This window comes from Bradyrhizobium sp. USDA 4474, from assembly GCF_054057515.1.
Window position 1 is genome coordinate 112,746 of record NZ_JBSRZJ010000001.1, and the last position, 13,474, is coordinate 126,219.

The 13,474-nt window shown below is 59.0% G+C and carries 10 protein-coding genes and 4 pseudogenes; 5 read left to right on the forward strand and 9 right to left on the reverse strand.

What is annotated here, in order from left to right; translation table 11 throughout:
• Positions 1–58: 58 nt before the first annotated feature.
• The 3 genes and pseudogenes from istB to ACVW16_RS00525 form a co-directional block, all read right to left on the reverse strand.
• Positions 59–774: pseudogene (gene istB, locus ACVW16_RS00515) on the reverse strand (IS21-like element helper ATPase IstB); the annotation flags it as partial.
• Positions 671–2,267: pseudogene (gene istA / locus ACVW16_RS00520) on the reverse strand (IS21 family transposase). The pseudogenes istB and istA, both read right to left, overlap by 104 nt.
• 204 nt (positions 2,268–2,471) lie before the next feature.
• The gene (locus ACVW16_RS00525) at positions 2,472–2,978 is read right to left on the reverse strand and encodes a lipocalin-like domain-containing protein (protein ID WP_456705397.1); all 507 of its coding nucleotides are present in this window, start codon (positions 2,976–2,978) and stop codon (positions 2,472–2,474) included.
• An 806-nt stretch (positions 2,979–3,784) separates the two neighbouring features.
• Here ACVW16_RS00525 and ACVW16_RS00530 point away from each other — a divergent pair.
• From ACVW16_RS00530 to ACVW16_RS00540, 3 genes and pseudogenes are all read left to right on the forward strand, one after another.
• Complete coding sequence (locus tag ACVW16_RS00530) at positions 3,785–4,549, forward strand: helix-turn-helix domain-containing protein (RefSeq protein ID WP_456739133.1); 765 nt, start codon at positions 3,785–3,787, stop codon at positions 4,547–4,549.
• A gap of 141 nt (positions 4,550–4,690) precedes the next feature.
• Positions 4,691–5,098 (forward strand): ester cyclase, encoded by a 408-nt coding sequence (locus tag ACVW16_RS00535; RefSeq protein WP_456705395.1) that lies wholly within the window; start codon positions 4,691–4,693, stop codon positions 5,096–5,098.
• Between the two features lie 400 nt (positions 5,099–5,498).
• Positions 5,499–6,551: pseudogene (locus ACVW16_RS00540) on the forward strand (IS110 family RNA-guided transposase).
• Positions 6,552–7,122: 571 nt separating this feature from the next.
• Here the strand turns inward: ACVW16_RS00540 and ACVW16_RS00545 are convergent.
• The 5 genes from ACVW16_RS00545 to ACVW16_RS00565 form a co-directional block, all read right to left on the reverse strand.
• A complete protein-coding gene (locus ACVW16_RS00545; protein WP_456705394.1) occupies positions 7,123–8,097 on the reverse strand; it encodes an ABC transporter substrate-binding protein in 975 nt (324 codons plus the stop codon).
• A gap of 330 nt (positions 8,098–8,427) precedes the next feature.
• A complete protein-coding gene (locus ACVW16_RS00550) occupies positions 8,428–9,207 on the reverse strand; it encodes an SDR family oxidoreductase (RefSeq protein WP_456705393.1) in 780 nt (259 codons plus the stop codon).
• 513 nt (positions 9,208–9,720) lie between these two features.
• The gene (locus tag ACVW16_RS00555) at positions 9,721–10,446 is read right to left on the reverse strand and encodes an LrgB family protein (RefSeq protein WP_456734498.1); all 726 of its coding nucleotides are present in this window, start codon (positions 10,444–10,446) and stop codon (positions 9,721–9,723) included.
• Entirely contained in the window at positions 10,433–10,816 is a 384-nt protein-coding gene (locus tag ACVW16_RS00560; RefSeq protein WP_456705391.1) for a CidA/LrgA family protein, read from the reverse strand. Before ACVW16_RS00560 ends, ACVW16_RS00555 begins: the two co-directional genes overlap by 14 nt.
• 584 nt (positions 10,817–11,400) lie before the next feature.
• A complete protein-coding gene (locus ACVW16_RS00565; protein WP_456705390.1) occupies positions 11,401–11,589 on the reverse strand; it encodes a hypothetical protein in 189 nt (62 codons plus the stop codon).
• A gap of 250 nt (positions 11,590–11,839) precedes the next feature.
• On the opposite strand from ACVW16_RS00565, the gene ACVW16_RS00570 reads away from it, so the two are divergent.
• Both ACVW16_RS00570 and ACVW16_RS00575 read left to right on the forward strand, forming a co-directional pair.
• The gene (locus ACVW16_RS00570; protein WP_456705389.1) at positions 11,840–12,124 is read left to right on the forward strand and encodes a hypothetical protein; all 285 of its coding nucleotides are present in this window, start codon (positions 11,840–11,842) and stop codon (positions 12,122–12,124) included.
• Positions 12,125–12,155: 31 nt separating this feature from the next.
• Positions 12,156–12,323: pseudogene (locus ACVW16_RS00575) on the forward strand (transposase); the annotation flags it as partial.
• 452 nt (positions 12,324–12,775) lie between these two features.
• On the opposite strand, the gene ACVW16_RS00580 reads toward ACVW16_RS00575, so the two are convergent.
• Complete coding sequence (locus tag ACVW16_RS00580) at positions 12,776–13,033, reverse strand: PilZ domain-containing protein (protein ID WP_456705388.1); 258 nt, start codon at positions 13,031–13,033, stop codon at positions 12,776–12,778.
• Positions 13,034–13,474 lie beyond the last annotated feature (441 nt).

Consider the following 13,474-nt stretch of genomic DNA (forward strand, 5'->3'; position numbering starts at 1 on the left):
GAGCTGGTCGGGGTTGCGGAGGCGGCGCGAGCGCGGGTTGTTTGAACATCGTCGCGGCTTTGAATCGCCAACTGTCGTTGCCGGTCTCAACGATGTCGCAGTGATGGGGTCAATCGGTCGAGTAGCGCGGTGGTCATTTTGGCATCGCCGAACACGCTGGGCCATTCGCCGAACGCAAGATTGGTGGTGACAATGATGGAGGTGCGCTCGTAGAGCCGGCTGATGAGTGGAACAGGAGCTGACCGCCCGATTGCGCGAACGGCAGATAGCCCAGCTGGTCGAGAACGATGAAGTCCATGCGGCTCAGATGCTCAGCGAGCCGTCCCTGCCGTCCGTTGCGGGTCTCGGTCTCGAGCCGGTTGACGAGATCGACGACGTTGTAGAAGCGTCCTCTGGCACCATCGCGGATGCAACTTCTGGCAATGGCGATGGCCAGAAGGTCTTGCCTGTGCCGGTGCCGCCAACCAGCACGATGTTCCGTTGCTGGGCGATAAAGCCGCCGCCAGCGAGATCATTGGCGAGAGTCTGATTGATCGGCGTACCGTCGAACTGGAAGTCGGCGATGTCCTTGGCAAGCGGCAGCTTGGCAATGGTGAGCTGGTATTTGATCGACCTGGCCTGCATCTCGTTGATCTCGGCGTTGAGCAGGTCGCCGACAATGCGCTGAGGCTCATGCTGGCGCTTGACGGCAGTTGCCATGATCTCGTCGAAGGCAGCCTTCATGCCGTAGAGCTTGAGTTCGCCCATGAGATCCAAGATTTGGGTTCGTTCCATCAGATGGTCCTCCGGAGCTTGTCGTAGCGGGCACAATCGGCGATTGGTGCATGACGGAGCGTCAGTGCGGCCGGCGTCATGATGTTGGCCGGTGGGGCGGGTTCACGTTGACGGGCCAGGATATTGAGCACGACATCGGCGGAATGGACGCTGTGACTGAGCGCTTCGGCACAGGCCGCTTCCACCGCGGGCAAACCGTCAGTCAGCACCGCGTTGAGGATGTCGACCATCTGCCGATTGCCATCATCGGTGCTGGCAAGCTTGCGCCGGATTCGCTCGATCGCGGCCGGCAGCACCCAGTCCTTGAAGGGAGCACCGTTGCGCAAGGCGCCGGGTTTGCGGGCGAGCACCGGCACATAATGCCAGGGGTCGTAGACGGTATCCCCGCGGCCAAAGGATCGCGGGTGCTCGGCAACGATGCGTCCATCCTGACGGATCACGATGCGATCGGCATGGGCTTGAACCTCGACCGGCCGTCCGACCGCGGCTGCGACCGAGTACTCGTTGTTGTCAAAGCGCACCAGGCGGGTCTTGGAGACCGATGCCGTCACCGCATGAAAGCCGTCGAAGCGGCCGGCATAGGGGACGAGTTTGGGGCGTTCGGCTTCGAACACGTCCCAGATCGTCTGATCGGCCAGCTCCGGATGGCGATGAGCCTTGGCGTAGGCGATGCATTTGTCGATCAGCCGGGCCTTTAACTCGTCGAGATGTTTGAACCGCAGCCGCGGCGTGAAGAAGCGTTCGCGGACCAGCCCGACCTGGTTCTCGACCTGCCCCTTCTCCCAGCCCGACGCTGGCGTACAGGCGACCGGATCGACCAGATAGTGGCTGCACATCTGCAGGAAGCGGCGATTGTAGATACGGCCTTTACCGACCAAGATCGTCTCTACGGCGGACTTCATGTTGTCGTAGATGCCGCGGGTGCAGGCGCCTTTGAACAGGGCGAACGCCCGGTCGTGGGCGTCGAACACCATCTCCTGCGTCTCTCGCGGATAGGCCCGCACGAACAGCATGCGGCTGTGACAGAGCCGGACATGAGCAGCCTTCACCATCACCGTGGTGCCGCTCAGCAGGACGACTTCGTGGCTCCAGTCGAACTGGTAGGCTTCGCCTGGTGCAAAGCTGAGCGGCACATAGCCGACGCTGTCGAGGTGCCGCGTTCCTTGCTCCATCGTCGTGCATATCGACGAACCGCATCATAGCCGCCGGCGTAACCCAGGCCGCGAAGCTCTTCGAATAGCCGGATGCATCAGCCGTTCCCGCGCCGACTTGCTCGCATTCCCTGCCAGCAATCGGTCAAGCTCGGCACTCCAGGCACCCATCTTCGGGAGCGGCTGCGTCTCGCGCTCATACCGGAACTCCGTCGCCTGAGAACGAATGACCTTGCGAACCACCTTCCGCGATACGCCGAGTTCTCGGCAGATCGCCTTGATCGGACGACCATCAACAAAGTAGGCGCGACGGATCCTACCAATCGTCTCCACCACCAGCATCCCAACCTCGGCTTCCATGACTCGATGGAAGCCACTGTGGACCCTTATCCCGGGGTCCCGATTGGATGCCGATCACCCCGAAAACGGGGTCCTTATTCCATGCCGAAACACACAAGGCCCGACAGCGGCGGAAAACCGGACGTGTCCCGAGGTCGCCGAAGGGCCAGGACCGGACTTCCAAATAACGAAGCAGAATGGCGTGGCTCACTTGGCTCGCTTCCAAACGACCTCGGTCGTCCCTCCGGTCGATGCAACGGCGTTCGTCAGCCTAAGCTCGTCCGTCGAGACTGCGAACGTTCGCTTCTGGTCCGTCCCGTTCCAGTTCGGAAATGAACTGCCCACAACATGAATGTTGAGGGCGCGATCTGGCTCGCTGACGGTGTACGTGCCAAAGTAGGTGATCGTGCCTTGGGCCGTTGCCTTGTATTCGTCGGCCGTGCCCTTCGTTCGATCGTTGGCGGCAAATTTGGCACGGTCGGAACGCATTACCGTAATAATGTAGTGGCCCGTCCCATCGAAAAACGCAATCCCATTTGGATCGTCGCCAAACACCGTGAGCCTGCTGCCGTCCGCGTGCACGGAATTGAATGAGACTAGGTCCCAGGCGCCTAACAGTTGCTCCGTCAGTGTCTTCTGCTGACTGAGAGCGTTGTCCGTCGTGGCAATCATTCCCAGGACTACAACCATCATCATCATGCGGCGGCTGCGCATTGTGCCCTCTCAACGGCGGATGTGCGATCGACGGACATGGTTTTGGCCGGCCGCCTGTATGCTAGCAGGTCAACCGCTCACACGATAGCCGAACGCTCGAAGCGATGTCTGTTCGGGGTCAATCGCGTCGTCTACGATGGACAGATGCCGCGTCTGCTTTACCGCTGATCGCCGACATAGACGGGCCGCGCCGACTTTGTCGCGATGGGCCATTTCCGGACTCATGCACCGCAGCGAGGGGCGGCACGGTGATGCCGAGAGCGCCCGCCGCCGAGGCAGCCTTACCGCCGTTCGACAACGACTGTTCCCCTCACCACGCAGGGTCCGTTTGCCGTCACATACTTCGGTGGCGACATAGGTGTTGGGGAACGCACCGCAGCCTTTTTCAGGTGGGCAGGCATCTGCTGTGCGGCCCGGTGGCACGCTTCGGCATGGGTCGGGAATCGTTTTCCACGGGTATCTTCGGTCTTTTGGCCGCGCACATGCTGGTGAAAGAAGTAACGAGGCATCAAAGCTCCATTCAAGAACGACACCGACACACCCTTCCTCCTCGGGTCGGCGCTGACCAGCGGAACGACAAGGGTGTGATATCGTTCCTCTCGATAGTGCGAGTGGCGATGATGCACAGCGCAGAACCAGAGCCCTGACTCATCTTGCCGTGCTTCAACAAGAGCGATGGACCATACAAGGCGCTGCTTGCCAATCTCGGCTCTTGCTGCCGGTATCGACGCGCTCTAAGCTGCGTCGCGCCAAGGTGCTCGATGGAAATCAAGCGGACATTACCCCGCTCTCAGCTGAGAGGCGTCTTGCGGGCGTTCGAGGAGCGACGGATCGAGCTGGGAAGTTCAGTGTTGGCATGGCCTGTTCCCGCCCGGCCGCACCAGATCCTCAATATCCACCTGGCTGAGCCTTATCGGGTGCGCATCGACGGTGGCAAAGCGAACCCGACGCCGGATATGAGCGTCGTTGGACCGCAAAGCTATCGCCGGGCGCACATCTTCTTGTCGGGTACGATCCACGTCTTCAACATTTTGTTTCAACCGGCCGGGCTGAACCGGCTGGTCGGAATCGACATGACATCCTTGGTTAACCAGGACCCCGCGGCCTCCGACGTTCTTGGAAAGTCCGCCATTGAGCTTGGCGACGCGGTGCGTATGGCGCCGGACTTCCCGCACCGCGTCGCTGCGGTCGAACGCTGGGCCGAAGGCATCCTCCAAGAGTGCGGGCCAGACTGCGCAATTGCACTCGCTTCACGTCGCCTGATCGCAACGCGAGGCTGTTTTCGGATCGAGGGTCTTGTCGCCGGGTCTGGTCTTAGCGCCCGGCAATTCCAGCGGCGTTTTGCGACCCAAACGGGGCTGCCGCCAAAGCTCTTCGCGCGAACCGTTCGCTTCGATCGGGCCTTGGCCGCTCGTCGCAAAGAGCCAACCAGATCCTGGACCGATATAGTTCACGAACTCGGATATTTTGATCAGGCGCATTTCATCCGCGAGTGCCGCTCATTCGCTGGTTTGCCACCCGGCCGCCTCGTCGGTGACTGGAATAATATTTTCTTTCCAGCGGATGACTGAATTTTACAAGCGCCTCTTACTCCTGCTCCGCTAGATCGACCAGACGGGGGGCTGGCTATGGGACTGACACGGCGTACATTCGCCATCATGACAGTGGCCACCATGGCCTCAGCGGTCGACCGGAAAAGCGGAGCGAAGGACATGTCGCCGAATATCGAAAGCTTCAAGGCGATCATCGACCGCGGCTTTTCTCAAGGTGACTTGAGCGTTGCCGATGAGTTCTGCGCAGACCAGATCGTGGAGCATGAATATTTAGCAAAAACAGCCATTCCCGGCCCGCAAATCCTCAAAGCCCAGATCGAAGATGCAAGGCATAGCATTAAGGGTTTGAAGCTTACGATTGAGGCAATCGTGGAGGCCGGCGACACGGTGTGGGCGCGCAGCAGGGCGACAGGCTTCGATCCGCGTTCGGGAAAGCCGGTCGCGATCGACGTCATCGACATCTGCCGCTTTGCAGACGGCAAACTTGTCGAACACTGGGGCGTGCCCGACCGCTTTGCGCTGTTACATCAAATCGGAGCGTTGCCGCCTCTCCCTAACCGAAGGTAGGGCAACCATCATGATGCTTACAGAGCGATGATATCCGACCATCCTTGGGAACAATAATGCCAACGTCGATTTCAGAGCCATCCATTTATGCTCGAAAATTCGCCTCGTCGAACAATGACTCCGATCATTTGATTGCCGTCGCCATCTTCTCGGGAATTGGCCTGCTAGTTTCGCTCATAGCCGTGCTCTTTGGCACGCAAGGAATCTGGGCCTAATGCGACGAAAGATCCGCAAATCTAAGCCGACGGGTTTCTTTATGCCCGTGCGATACGGTGTAAGTTGCACCCTGATCAGCGAAGCTTAGCAACTTGAGTGCGATACGTCCGCTAATGGGATGGTCCGGCCGTGCTCCTGCCCCGCCAGCAAGCGAAGCTGGCAAGGGGCGCCAAAGGAGCACACCATGTCTCAGACACCCAATACCGCCATCGCGGTGATCGGCATCGATATCGGCAAGAACTCGTTCCACGTCGTGGACCAGGACGAGCGCGGCGCCATCGTGCTGCGGCAAAAGTGGTCGCGCGGCCAAGTGGAGGCGCGGCTCGCAAATCTGCCGCGTTGCCTGATCGGCATAGAAGCCTGTGTCGGCGCCCATCACCTGAGCCGCAAACTCGCATCGCTTAGTCACGATTTCAGGTTGATGCCGGCCAAATATGTCCGACCCTATAGCAAGTAAGAACGACTTATGATGCCGAAGCGATTGCCGAAGCCGTGCAGCGCCCGACGATGAAGTTTGTTGCGACCAAGACTGCGGAGCAACTGGATCTGCAGGCGCTGCACCGGGTGCGCGAGCGGCTGGTGTCGCAACGCACCGGCATCATCAACCAGATTCGCGCCTTCATGCTGGAACGCGGGATCGCCGTGCGCCAGCGGCTTCTTGCGCACGGAACTGCCCACTATCCTTGCGATGCGCACCGATGCCCTGTCGGCACGCATGTTGCGTGTCATCGAGGAGGTGGCAGGCGACTGGCGCCGGCTGGACCAGCGCATCGATGGCCTGTCCGGCGAGATCCAAGCACTAGCCCGTCAAGATCAGGCATGTTCGCGCCTGATGACGGTGCCAGGCATCGGGCAGATCATTTCGAGCGCCATGGTGGCCGCGATCGGCACTGGAGACGTATTCTCCAAAGGCCGCGACTTCGGCGCTTGGCTCGGACTGGTGCCCAAGCAGATCTCGACGGGAGACCGCACGATCCTCGGCAAAATCTCGAGGCGCGGCAATCGCTACCTGCGCGTTCTGTTCGTGCAGGCGGCGTGGGTTGTACTCGTCAGGATAAAGAACTGGGAACGTTATGGACTCAAGTCCTGGATCGAAGCCGCCAAAAGGCGGTTGCACCACAACGTGCTCGCGATCGCGCTCGCCAACAAGCTTGCCCGCATCGCCTGGGCGGTGCTGGCTAAAGAACGCGCCTTCGAGCTGACGAGGACCGACGAGGCAGGCGTCCGACCCGCTTGATCCTCGCGCCGTGCTCGGGGCGGTCAAGGCGCAGCCTGGCAACGCCCGAGCCAGCCGCGAGCCAAGCGCGACGGCTGGCCTTGACCGCCCCTGCGCGCGACGCGATCGACGTTCTGCGGGCCGGGACGAAGGAACGGCCCTGGCTCGAACAAAGGAACTGAGCGATATGAGGAGCAAGCGATGACGTAGCCCTATCGACAATTTCCAGACGAGGTCTGCGAGAGGATGAGACGAGATGGAGGTTCGGTCTTCCCGGCGCATGCGAACTCTGGTGACCCTAATGGCCCAATCGAGGACTGTCCGCTAACGAGAACGCACGCGCGCTGATATCCATGATGGCCCGGAGCAAATGCTCCAATCAAAGGCCGGATACATTGATGCAAGACCGCTCACCGCCAGCTCGGCAAAACCACTTGCAACGCACGGCCGGGCCATACATCAGGGTCAATCGCGACGTTTTGGCCCGGTTTAAGTCAGGTTCCGTCCACCAGTGACAGCCGACATATCCCCGGCCGTGGGATGCGGCAGCGATGGGCCAAAAGCCGAGTCATGCTCCGCAGCAAACGCCTCCTCATTCAATCACTTCGTCCGCGACGGCGAGAAGCTGCGGCGGCACGGCGATGCCGAGCGTGGCGGCGGTCTTGAGGTTCAGAACGAGTTCGATCTTGGTAGGTTGCAAGACCGGGAGGTCTGCCGGCCTTTCGCCCTTGATGATCCGGCCGGCATAGATACCGGCCTGTCGATAGGAATCGGTGAGGTTCGTGCCGTAGCTCATCATGCCGCCTGCCACGACATAGTCCCGCCAAGGATAGCATCCGGCTATTCGGTATTTTGCCGACAGCTCGATAATGCGTTCGAGCCGGGTATCCAGGAATGCGTCCGCCATCACCTGGAGCGCGACGACGCCAAGCCTTGCCATGTCAGCAAATGCATCGTCGATCTCCTGCAGCGTCCCTGCGTGCGCCATGCGAAGCTCCACCCCCAAGACACTGGCGGCTTCTGAAGCCTGCGTGGTGTTAGGCGAGGCGGTCGGGTTCGCGGGATTGACGAGATAGGCTATCGCTTTCGCATCTGGTCGCAATTGTTTGAGAAGCTGTGTGGACTTGCTCGGCAGGTCAGACGCCAGGTTGCTGATGCCGGTCGTATTCCCACCTGGATGGCTAAGGCTGGCCACCAGTCCAAGATTGACTGGATCACTCATCACGAAAACGATGGGAACGGAAGACGTTGAGGCCTTTGCCGCGAGCGCAGCAGGAGAGCCGCCCGCCGCAAAGATGACGCTGACGGGAAGGTTCACGAGCTCTTTCGCAAGGTCTGGCAATCGTGAGTACTGGCCTTCGGCCCACCCGAATACGATGTTCACGTTCTTGCCTTCGACCAGCCCCATCTGCCGCAGGCCGCGGCGAAATGATTCGACCAAAGGTGCCGATTCCGACAGCGAGCGGGCACTGAGAAATCCAACGATGGGCACTGACTCCACCGCCGATGCAGCTAGCGGCCACACCGCAGATCCACCAACCAAGCCGAGAAATTCTCGCCGCTTCACGCATCGCCCCAAGGGTCACGACGACCCATTATAGTCGCTTAAGCCGACTTACTGGAAGGGGATAACTTCGTTCCGCTACCTCGGCTTAGGGCCACTATGCGACATCTCACACAGAAAAAAAGCCGCCCGAAGGCGGCTATCGATTGCGATCATAGCGACCTGGGATAAAGCGATGATCAGTGCGCTGCTCTTGCGCCGATACGCAACAAAAAGCCCAAGATCATCATAGGCCCACGTGAACGGCTCAGGAACCGCAGCAGTGAAGGCATAGTTGGTAGAGGTGTTTGGGCGCGGGGTATCCCCGTGACGTCGTCTCTCGTTCTTCAATCGTCACCACTCATCGGCGCGCGCAGCCATGGCTCGACTGTTGTAGGCATTGAAAAAGGCATCGTAATCGCCGCGCGCCTCTGCGAACCGCTGAGACTTCACCCGCTCGACAAGCACCTCGGTTACGTCGGGATTGGCGTCGAGAATGGCCATTGTCTCATTGATATAGTCTTTCAGTGGCATCGCTATCTGGTCAGATGCTTGCTGGGCGCCCATCAACTCTGTTTGTACGTACGGGGGAGCGATTTCAACGACCCGGACATTCGTTTCTTTCAATTGATAGCGCAGCGATTGCGAGTAGGAATGAACGGCCGCTTTTGTCGCGCAGTATGTCGGCGTCATCGCAAGCGGCACGAATGCTAGGCCGGAGGAGATGGTCACGATTGTGGCGTCCGGGCGCGACAAAAAATGAGGGAGCAAGGCGGTCGTGAGCCGAATCGTGCCGAGAAGGTTGGTGGAAATCGTGGCTTCGGCGATGTCCGTCGAGAAACCGGCCCGGGTGACCCGCTCATACCGCATGATCCCGGCGCAGTGGACTACAACATTGAGCGTCGGGCGGCGGACGAGAACGTCGTTAACAAATTTGCCGATTGCTTCACCGTTATTGATATCTAGAACTGCGCCTTCGATTCCGGAATGACTGTAGACGACCTCGTCGAGGGCCTCGCGTCGGCGACCGGCGATTATCACCCGGTTTCCGCGAATTGAGAACTGCTCAGCCAGCGCACGCCCGATGCCCGATCCGCCTCCCGTGACAAGGATCGTGTTCCCTGACCTTTTCATGAAGCACTCCCATCCCTCGCCTTGCTTCGTATGCTTACCGCTGGGAAGCTCGCAGGCACATTCGCGCCCATTTCCTCGTACTCCGGCTGCGATCGCTGCGAAGCCGCGTCAGCCGCGCATTGAAGCCGCTGCTTGCGCCGAGCAGAACCTGGCGCGGCCGCTGATTGGCCCGGCCACTGCGGTAGCGGCGCTGGCCAACTAGAGCTTTTTCTGTCATGTGCACAAGTTCGATGCCGACCCGATCATGAATGGATTGCCATCAAGCCTATGTTGCCGCCCAAGCCGCGTGTTTTCCTCGGGTGAACGACGCGTGTCCTCAATGGCACCTTTCTGGGTCTTGCGCTCTGGACGGCCCAACCGGGCGCATTCAACGATCGGGGCGAATTCAGAACTGGATAGAACTTGGGAGCACGGTCAGCGTCGAAAACGAGGCAGTACTAGATCATTTGTGAATGCCACGAAAAGCCCGAATTCTCAATGTGCCCACCTCGGTGATCGCACCGGGCGAGTAGCTCAGAGCAGCCGGCATATCAAAGGCAGGAGGATCGCCGTGAGCACTCCATTCAGCCCCATGCCAAGTCCGGAAAAGGCGCCAGCAACCTCGTTGATCTGAAGCGCGCGTGCGGTGCCAATGCCGTGCGAGGCAATGCCCATCGTTAGACCCACCACGCGCGGGTCATCGATCCGTGCAATCCGCGCAATGATCGGTCCGAGAATAGCGCCTGTGATGCCTGTCATGATGACCAGGACGACCGTAAGCGTCTGGAGGCCGCCGATTTGCTCGGAAATGCCGACGGCAATTCCCGCCGTCACCGACTTGGGCGCAAGCGAGAGGATGGTCTGAGAATCCGCCCCAAACATCCAGGCGATTCCGACAGCGCTCAGGACGCCAACGGGCAATCCAACCGCGAGGCCGACTGCGATCAAGCGCGCGGACGCACGGATGATGGCCCTCTGCCGAAACAGGGGAACTGCGAGCAGAACGACAGCAGGCGCCAGCATAAACTGGATAACGTCAGCGCCTCGCAAATACGTTTCGTAAGGAATGTGTGTCGTTTCGAGCCCGAGTGAGATCAGGATAATCGCGATCAGGGTTGGATTAAGAACGGGGTGATTGCCACAGAAGCGCGATATGCGGCTCGCTGCGAGAAATGCAAAAACCGTTGCGGCGGTCTCTAGGATCGGCCTTTCCGCCAGGCCGGCCCAGGTCATACTGGTGAGATGACTAAGGCTGGACATCGCGAGCTGTTCCTTCGTGCTGCTGAGCTTTCGTCGCTGTGGACCCGAGCCAACTCACAACGACCATGGTTACGAACAGCGTTATCGCAGTGCCACCAATCACGGCCGCCAAGATCGGAAGCGCTTCGGTCTTCAAGACACCGAGATAGGCGATCACGCCGACACCAGCCGGTACAAACAGCATACCCAGAAATTGGAGTAGCCGATCCGCAAGGACACCCAAGTCGTTCGGAAGCTTTCCGCGAACGGAGAGTTCGGCATAAAGTAAAATCAAGCCCGTGACGGGCGCGGGAAGGGGCAACAAACCCGATCTTGAAGCTATTTCTCCGATGCAAAGCCAACCCATAACGCGCGCAATCTGTTCAAGCATGGCGACAGCCTCCAAAAGCAATGTATCGCCAGCCGCTACAGGAGCAGGCGTCAAAAGCCCTGCCCTTGGTTCGCGGGTAGCGACTAAGTACATGTTGAACGCCGCGACAGAGCAGAACCTGGCTCGTGGCAATCAGCAATTTATCATGGCCATGCGATGGTCCTCGCCAGCTCTGCTTCTGTGAATCCCGGCCCCGCAGATGCGAGGTAGATCACAGCGAGCGCGACGAGCGTGAATGCCACATACGAATATGTGATCCAGTGGCTTTGAATAGTAAGGTGTGGTCGAATGACCGCGCGTTCTGCAATGTTCATGGCAACATTTCCCATGCTGAGTTTGAAGAAGCGGGACGATCCTGTGACAGAAACTCCAAGAGTGGTGTAAGACTGCTCACATCTGCCTTAGAAAAAGATAATTGACGCTCGCTGATCTGGACGTCTCCTACGTGCTATCGGATGTCGAAACTCGCTCATGAACAAGCGAAATAGCATGGCCGCTCGGCAGGAAGCTTGAATCTACCCAGTCGGTGTTGATCCTATTGTGAGCGCGCCCGAAAGACCTGTCGATGGGCTCGGCGCAAAGCTTTAGACGGGCCGGTGAACGGGTCGTGACGATTGTTTGTGGTTTCGCACCCGTTCATTTTTCATGCGGGCGCCACGACGTTCCTCAAGATATTGTCGCAGCCAGCGACCAAGATCAGCAGAGCGGCGAAGTTGCGCGTTGTACAAGATCTCGTCGAGATCACGGAATTGAACGTTTTTGTCGTTCCGCATTGTCTTGCTCCCAAGAGTTAATCAGGGGTGCTCTAAGACGTGGGCGACTTGCTTCTTCGGATGCGACGGCTCGGGGGGTGCCCCGATCGTCGCCCACACAGCAACAGCTATCGCTAAAGCAGTGAGAAAAGTGGACGTCACCGGAGATCGTGGGGCGCGAGCCATGGCTTAATGCGACTGCTCGTATTTCCGAATCTCCTGCAATCGCGTCAGGCAATAATCTCGGTACAGACCTTCAATGAGTGCCCACATGACCGAAATCTCCGTGAGTGAGTTCCAGAAGGCTACGCTAGGTTTGTTTCGGGACTGCTTCGCCGATCATCAAAAATGGTTGCGGCTCGGTGTTGGTGGCTGGGATACCAGTGAACCGTCTGCTCATTTAGTTGAAAACAGAGCCAAAAAAATACGCCGTCCGGCTCGAAAATTCGTGTCCCGGCGGCGCCTAATGCTGGGCCCCTGGCCCGGCTGCGGTCATTGGACCCAGCAGGAGCCCGCGCCGGAGGTCAATGCCGTGACTGGACTTAATCCAGATTGAAGTTCGCTCTGGCCCATATGAGGACCAGAGCATGAAGCGCAACCGCTTTACGGAAGAGCAGATCATCGGGATTTTGAAGGAGCACGAGGCTGGCGTGTCGGTTGCCGATCTGTGTCGGAAGCACGGCGTCAGCGATGCCAGTATCTACAAATGGAAAGCCAAAGTTGGCGGGATGGAGGTCTCGGAGGCTAGTTGCCTAAGTTGAATTTTGCAGTGGCCCAATTTCGTTTTGGAACACGTACATCATTTGTTAATTAAGCCCCCGCAGATACCCGTGCCGGGGTGACCATGTGTGAGAAGTGCGAAGAGCTGAGAGAGAAGATCCAGCGCTATAGGCGCATTGGTGGGCGGTTCCCAGACGCGCAAATGACGGCCGCCATTGCTGCCGCTGTTGTCGAGTTCGAGGCCGAACTCGCCGCGATGCACTCCAAGCAAAAGCAAGAGTAAGAGAGTAAGAGTAAGAGTAAGGCCGCCTCAGTTGGCGGCCTCTTTCGCCTTTATCGCTCGACGCTGGTCACCTCGCTCAAAACGGGCCGGAGATCGGCGCCGCAGCTTGCCGCAGCCCTGGCAGAGGAAACGCGGCTCGAAGTTGCGAGATCCTGATGTCGTTTGGCCAACGATCAGTAGTCAGCTCAGAGCTCGAATTGAGGCTTACGACCCCACTTTGTCTCGGGAAGCAAAGGCTATTCCGATCCGCTTGGCCGAACGCCACACCGCTCGACACGGCCGGCGCAATTCCGCCGTCGGGATGCTCAGCATGAATTCGTGCGGAATACCAATCTGACTTGGTACATCCAAGTTGGCACCGCCGTCCGACAGGTCACGGACGACGCAGCTGAGGGCGCCCCCAGGAAATTCGATCCTCGCGGCTTTGAAGACGCGCCGCCGGCGTACGTAGCGTTTTTCCATGATCGCGAGACTACAGGCGACAGGTGAGAAATTGTTGAAACTTGTCAGGGAAAGTCCCGCCCGATTTGTGGGGAGCAATTAGGGGTCCGTTAATCGATCACGCCCGGCTTTGCTAGCACATCGCGCCATCTAAGGCGGCACCGATCGCACCGAGCGCGAGCACCACCAGAACCAACTACATGGGCGTGCGAGAGGATTTGACTGAATTATCGGTTAAAGCCGATGAACAGGTGAAGAATAGCCATGTCGAAACGTCTGGTGATCTGGAAGGCGCCCGAAATTTCGGCCAACCCGATAGAGAACAGCCCAAGTGCTTGACCCGCTACACATAGTCATGTTGGGTTTTGGGCGCGAACTTCCGGATCGTCATGTCTTGATCATGCGCCGGCGCAACGGGCTCACTGCCTCGTCGGTCATGGGATGCTCCTGTTCTGGGTGAAG

Excerpts from the sequence above, each read along its gene's own strand:
- ACVW16_RS00570 (WP_456705389.1), top strand. The coding sequence starts at position 11,840 with ATGACCGAAATCTCCGTGAGTGAGTTCCAGAAGGCTACGCTAGGTTTG.
- ACVW16_RS00550 (WP_456705393.1), bottom strand. The coding sequence starts at position 9,207 with ATGAAAAGGTCAGGGAACACGATCCTTGTCACGGGAGGCGGATCGGGC.
- ACVW16_RS00565 (WP_456705390.1), bottom strand. The coding sequence starts at position 11,589 with ATGCGGAACGACAAAAACGTTCAATTCCGTGATCTCGACGAGATCTTG.
- ACVW16_RS00555 (WP_456734498.1), bottom strand. The coding sequence starts at position 10,446 with ATGTCCAGCCTTAGTCATCTCACCAGTATGACCTGGGCCGGCCTGGCG.
- ACVW16_RS00525 (WP_456705397.1), bottom strand. The coding sequence starts at position 2,978 with ATGCGCAGCCGCCGCATGATGATGATGGTTGTAGTCCTGGGAATGATT.
- ACVW16_RS00535 (WP_456705395.1), top strand. The coding sequence starts at position 4,691 with ATGTCGCCGAATATCGAAAGCTTCAAGGCGATCATCGACCGCGGCTTT.
- ACVW16_RS00560 (WP_456705391.1), bottom strand. The coding sequence starts at position 10,816 with ATGCTTGAACAGATTGCGCGCGTTATGGGTTGGCTTTGCATCGGAGAA.
- ACVW16_RS00580 (WP_456705388.1), bottom strand. The coding sequence starts at position 13,033 with ATGGAAAAACGCTACGTACGCCGGCGGCGCGTCTTCAAAGCCGCGAGG.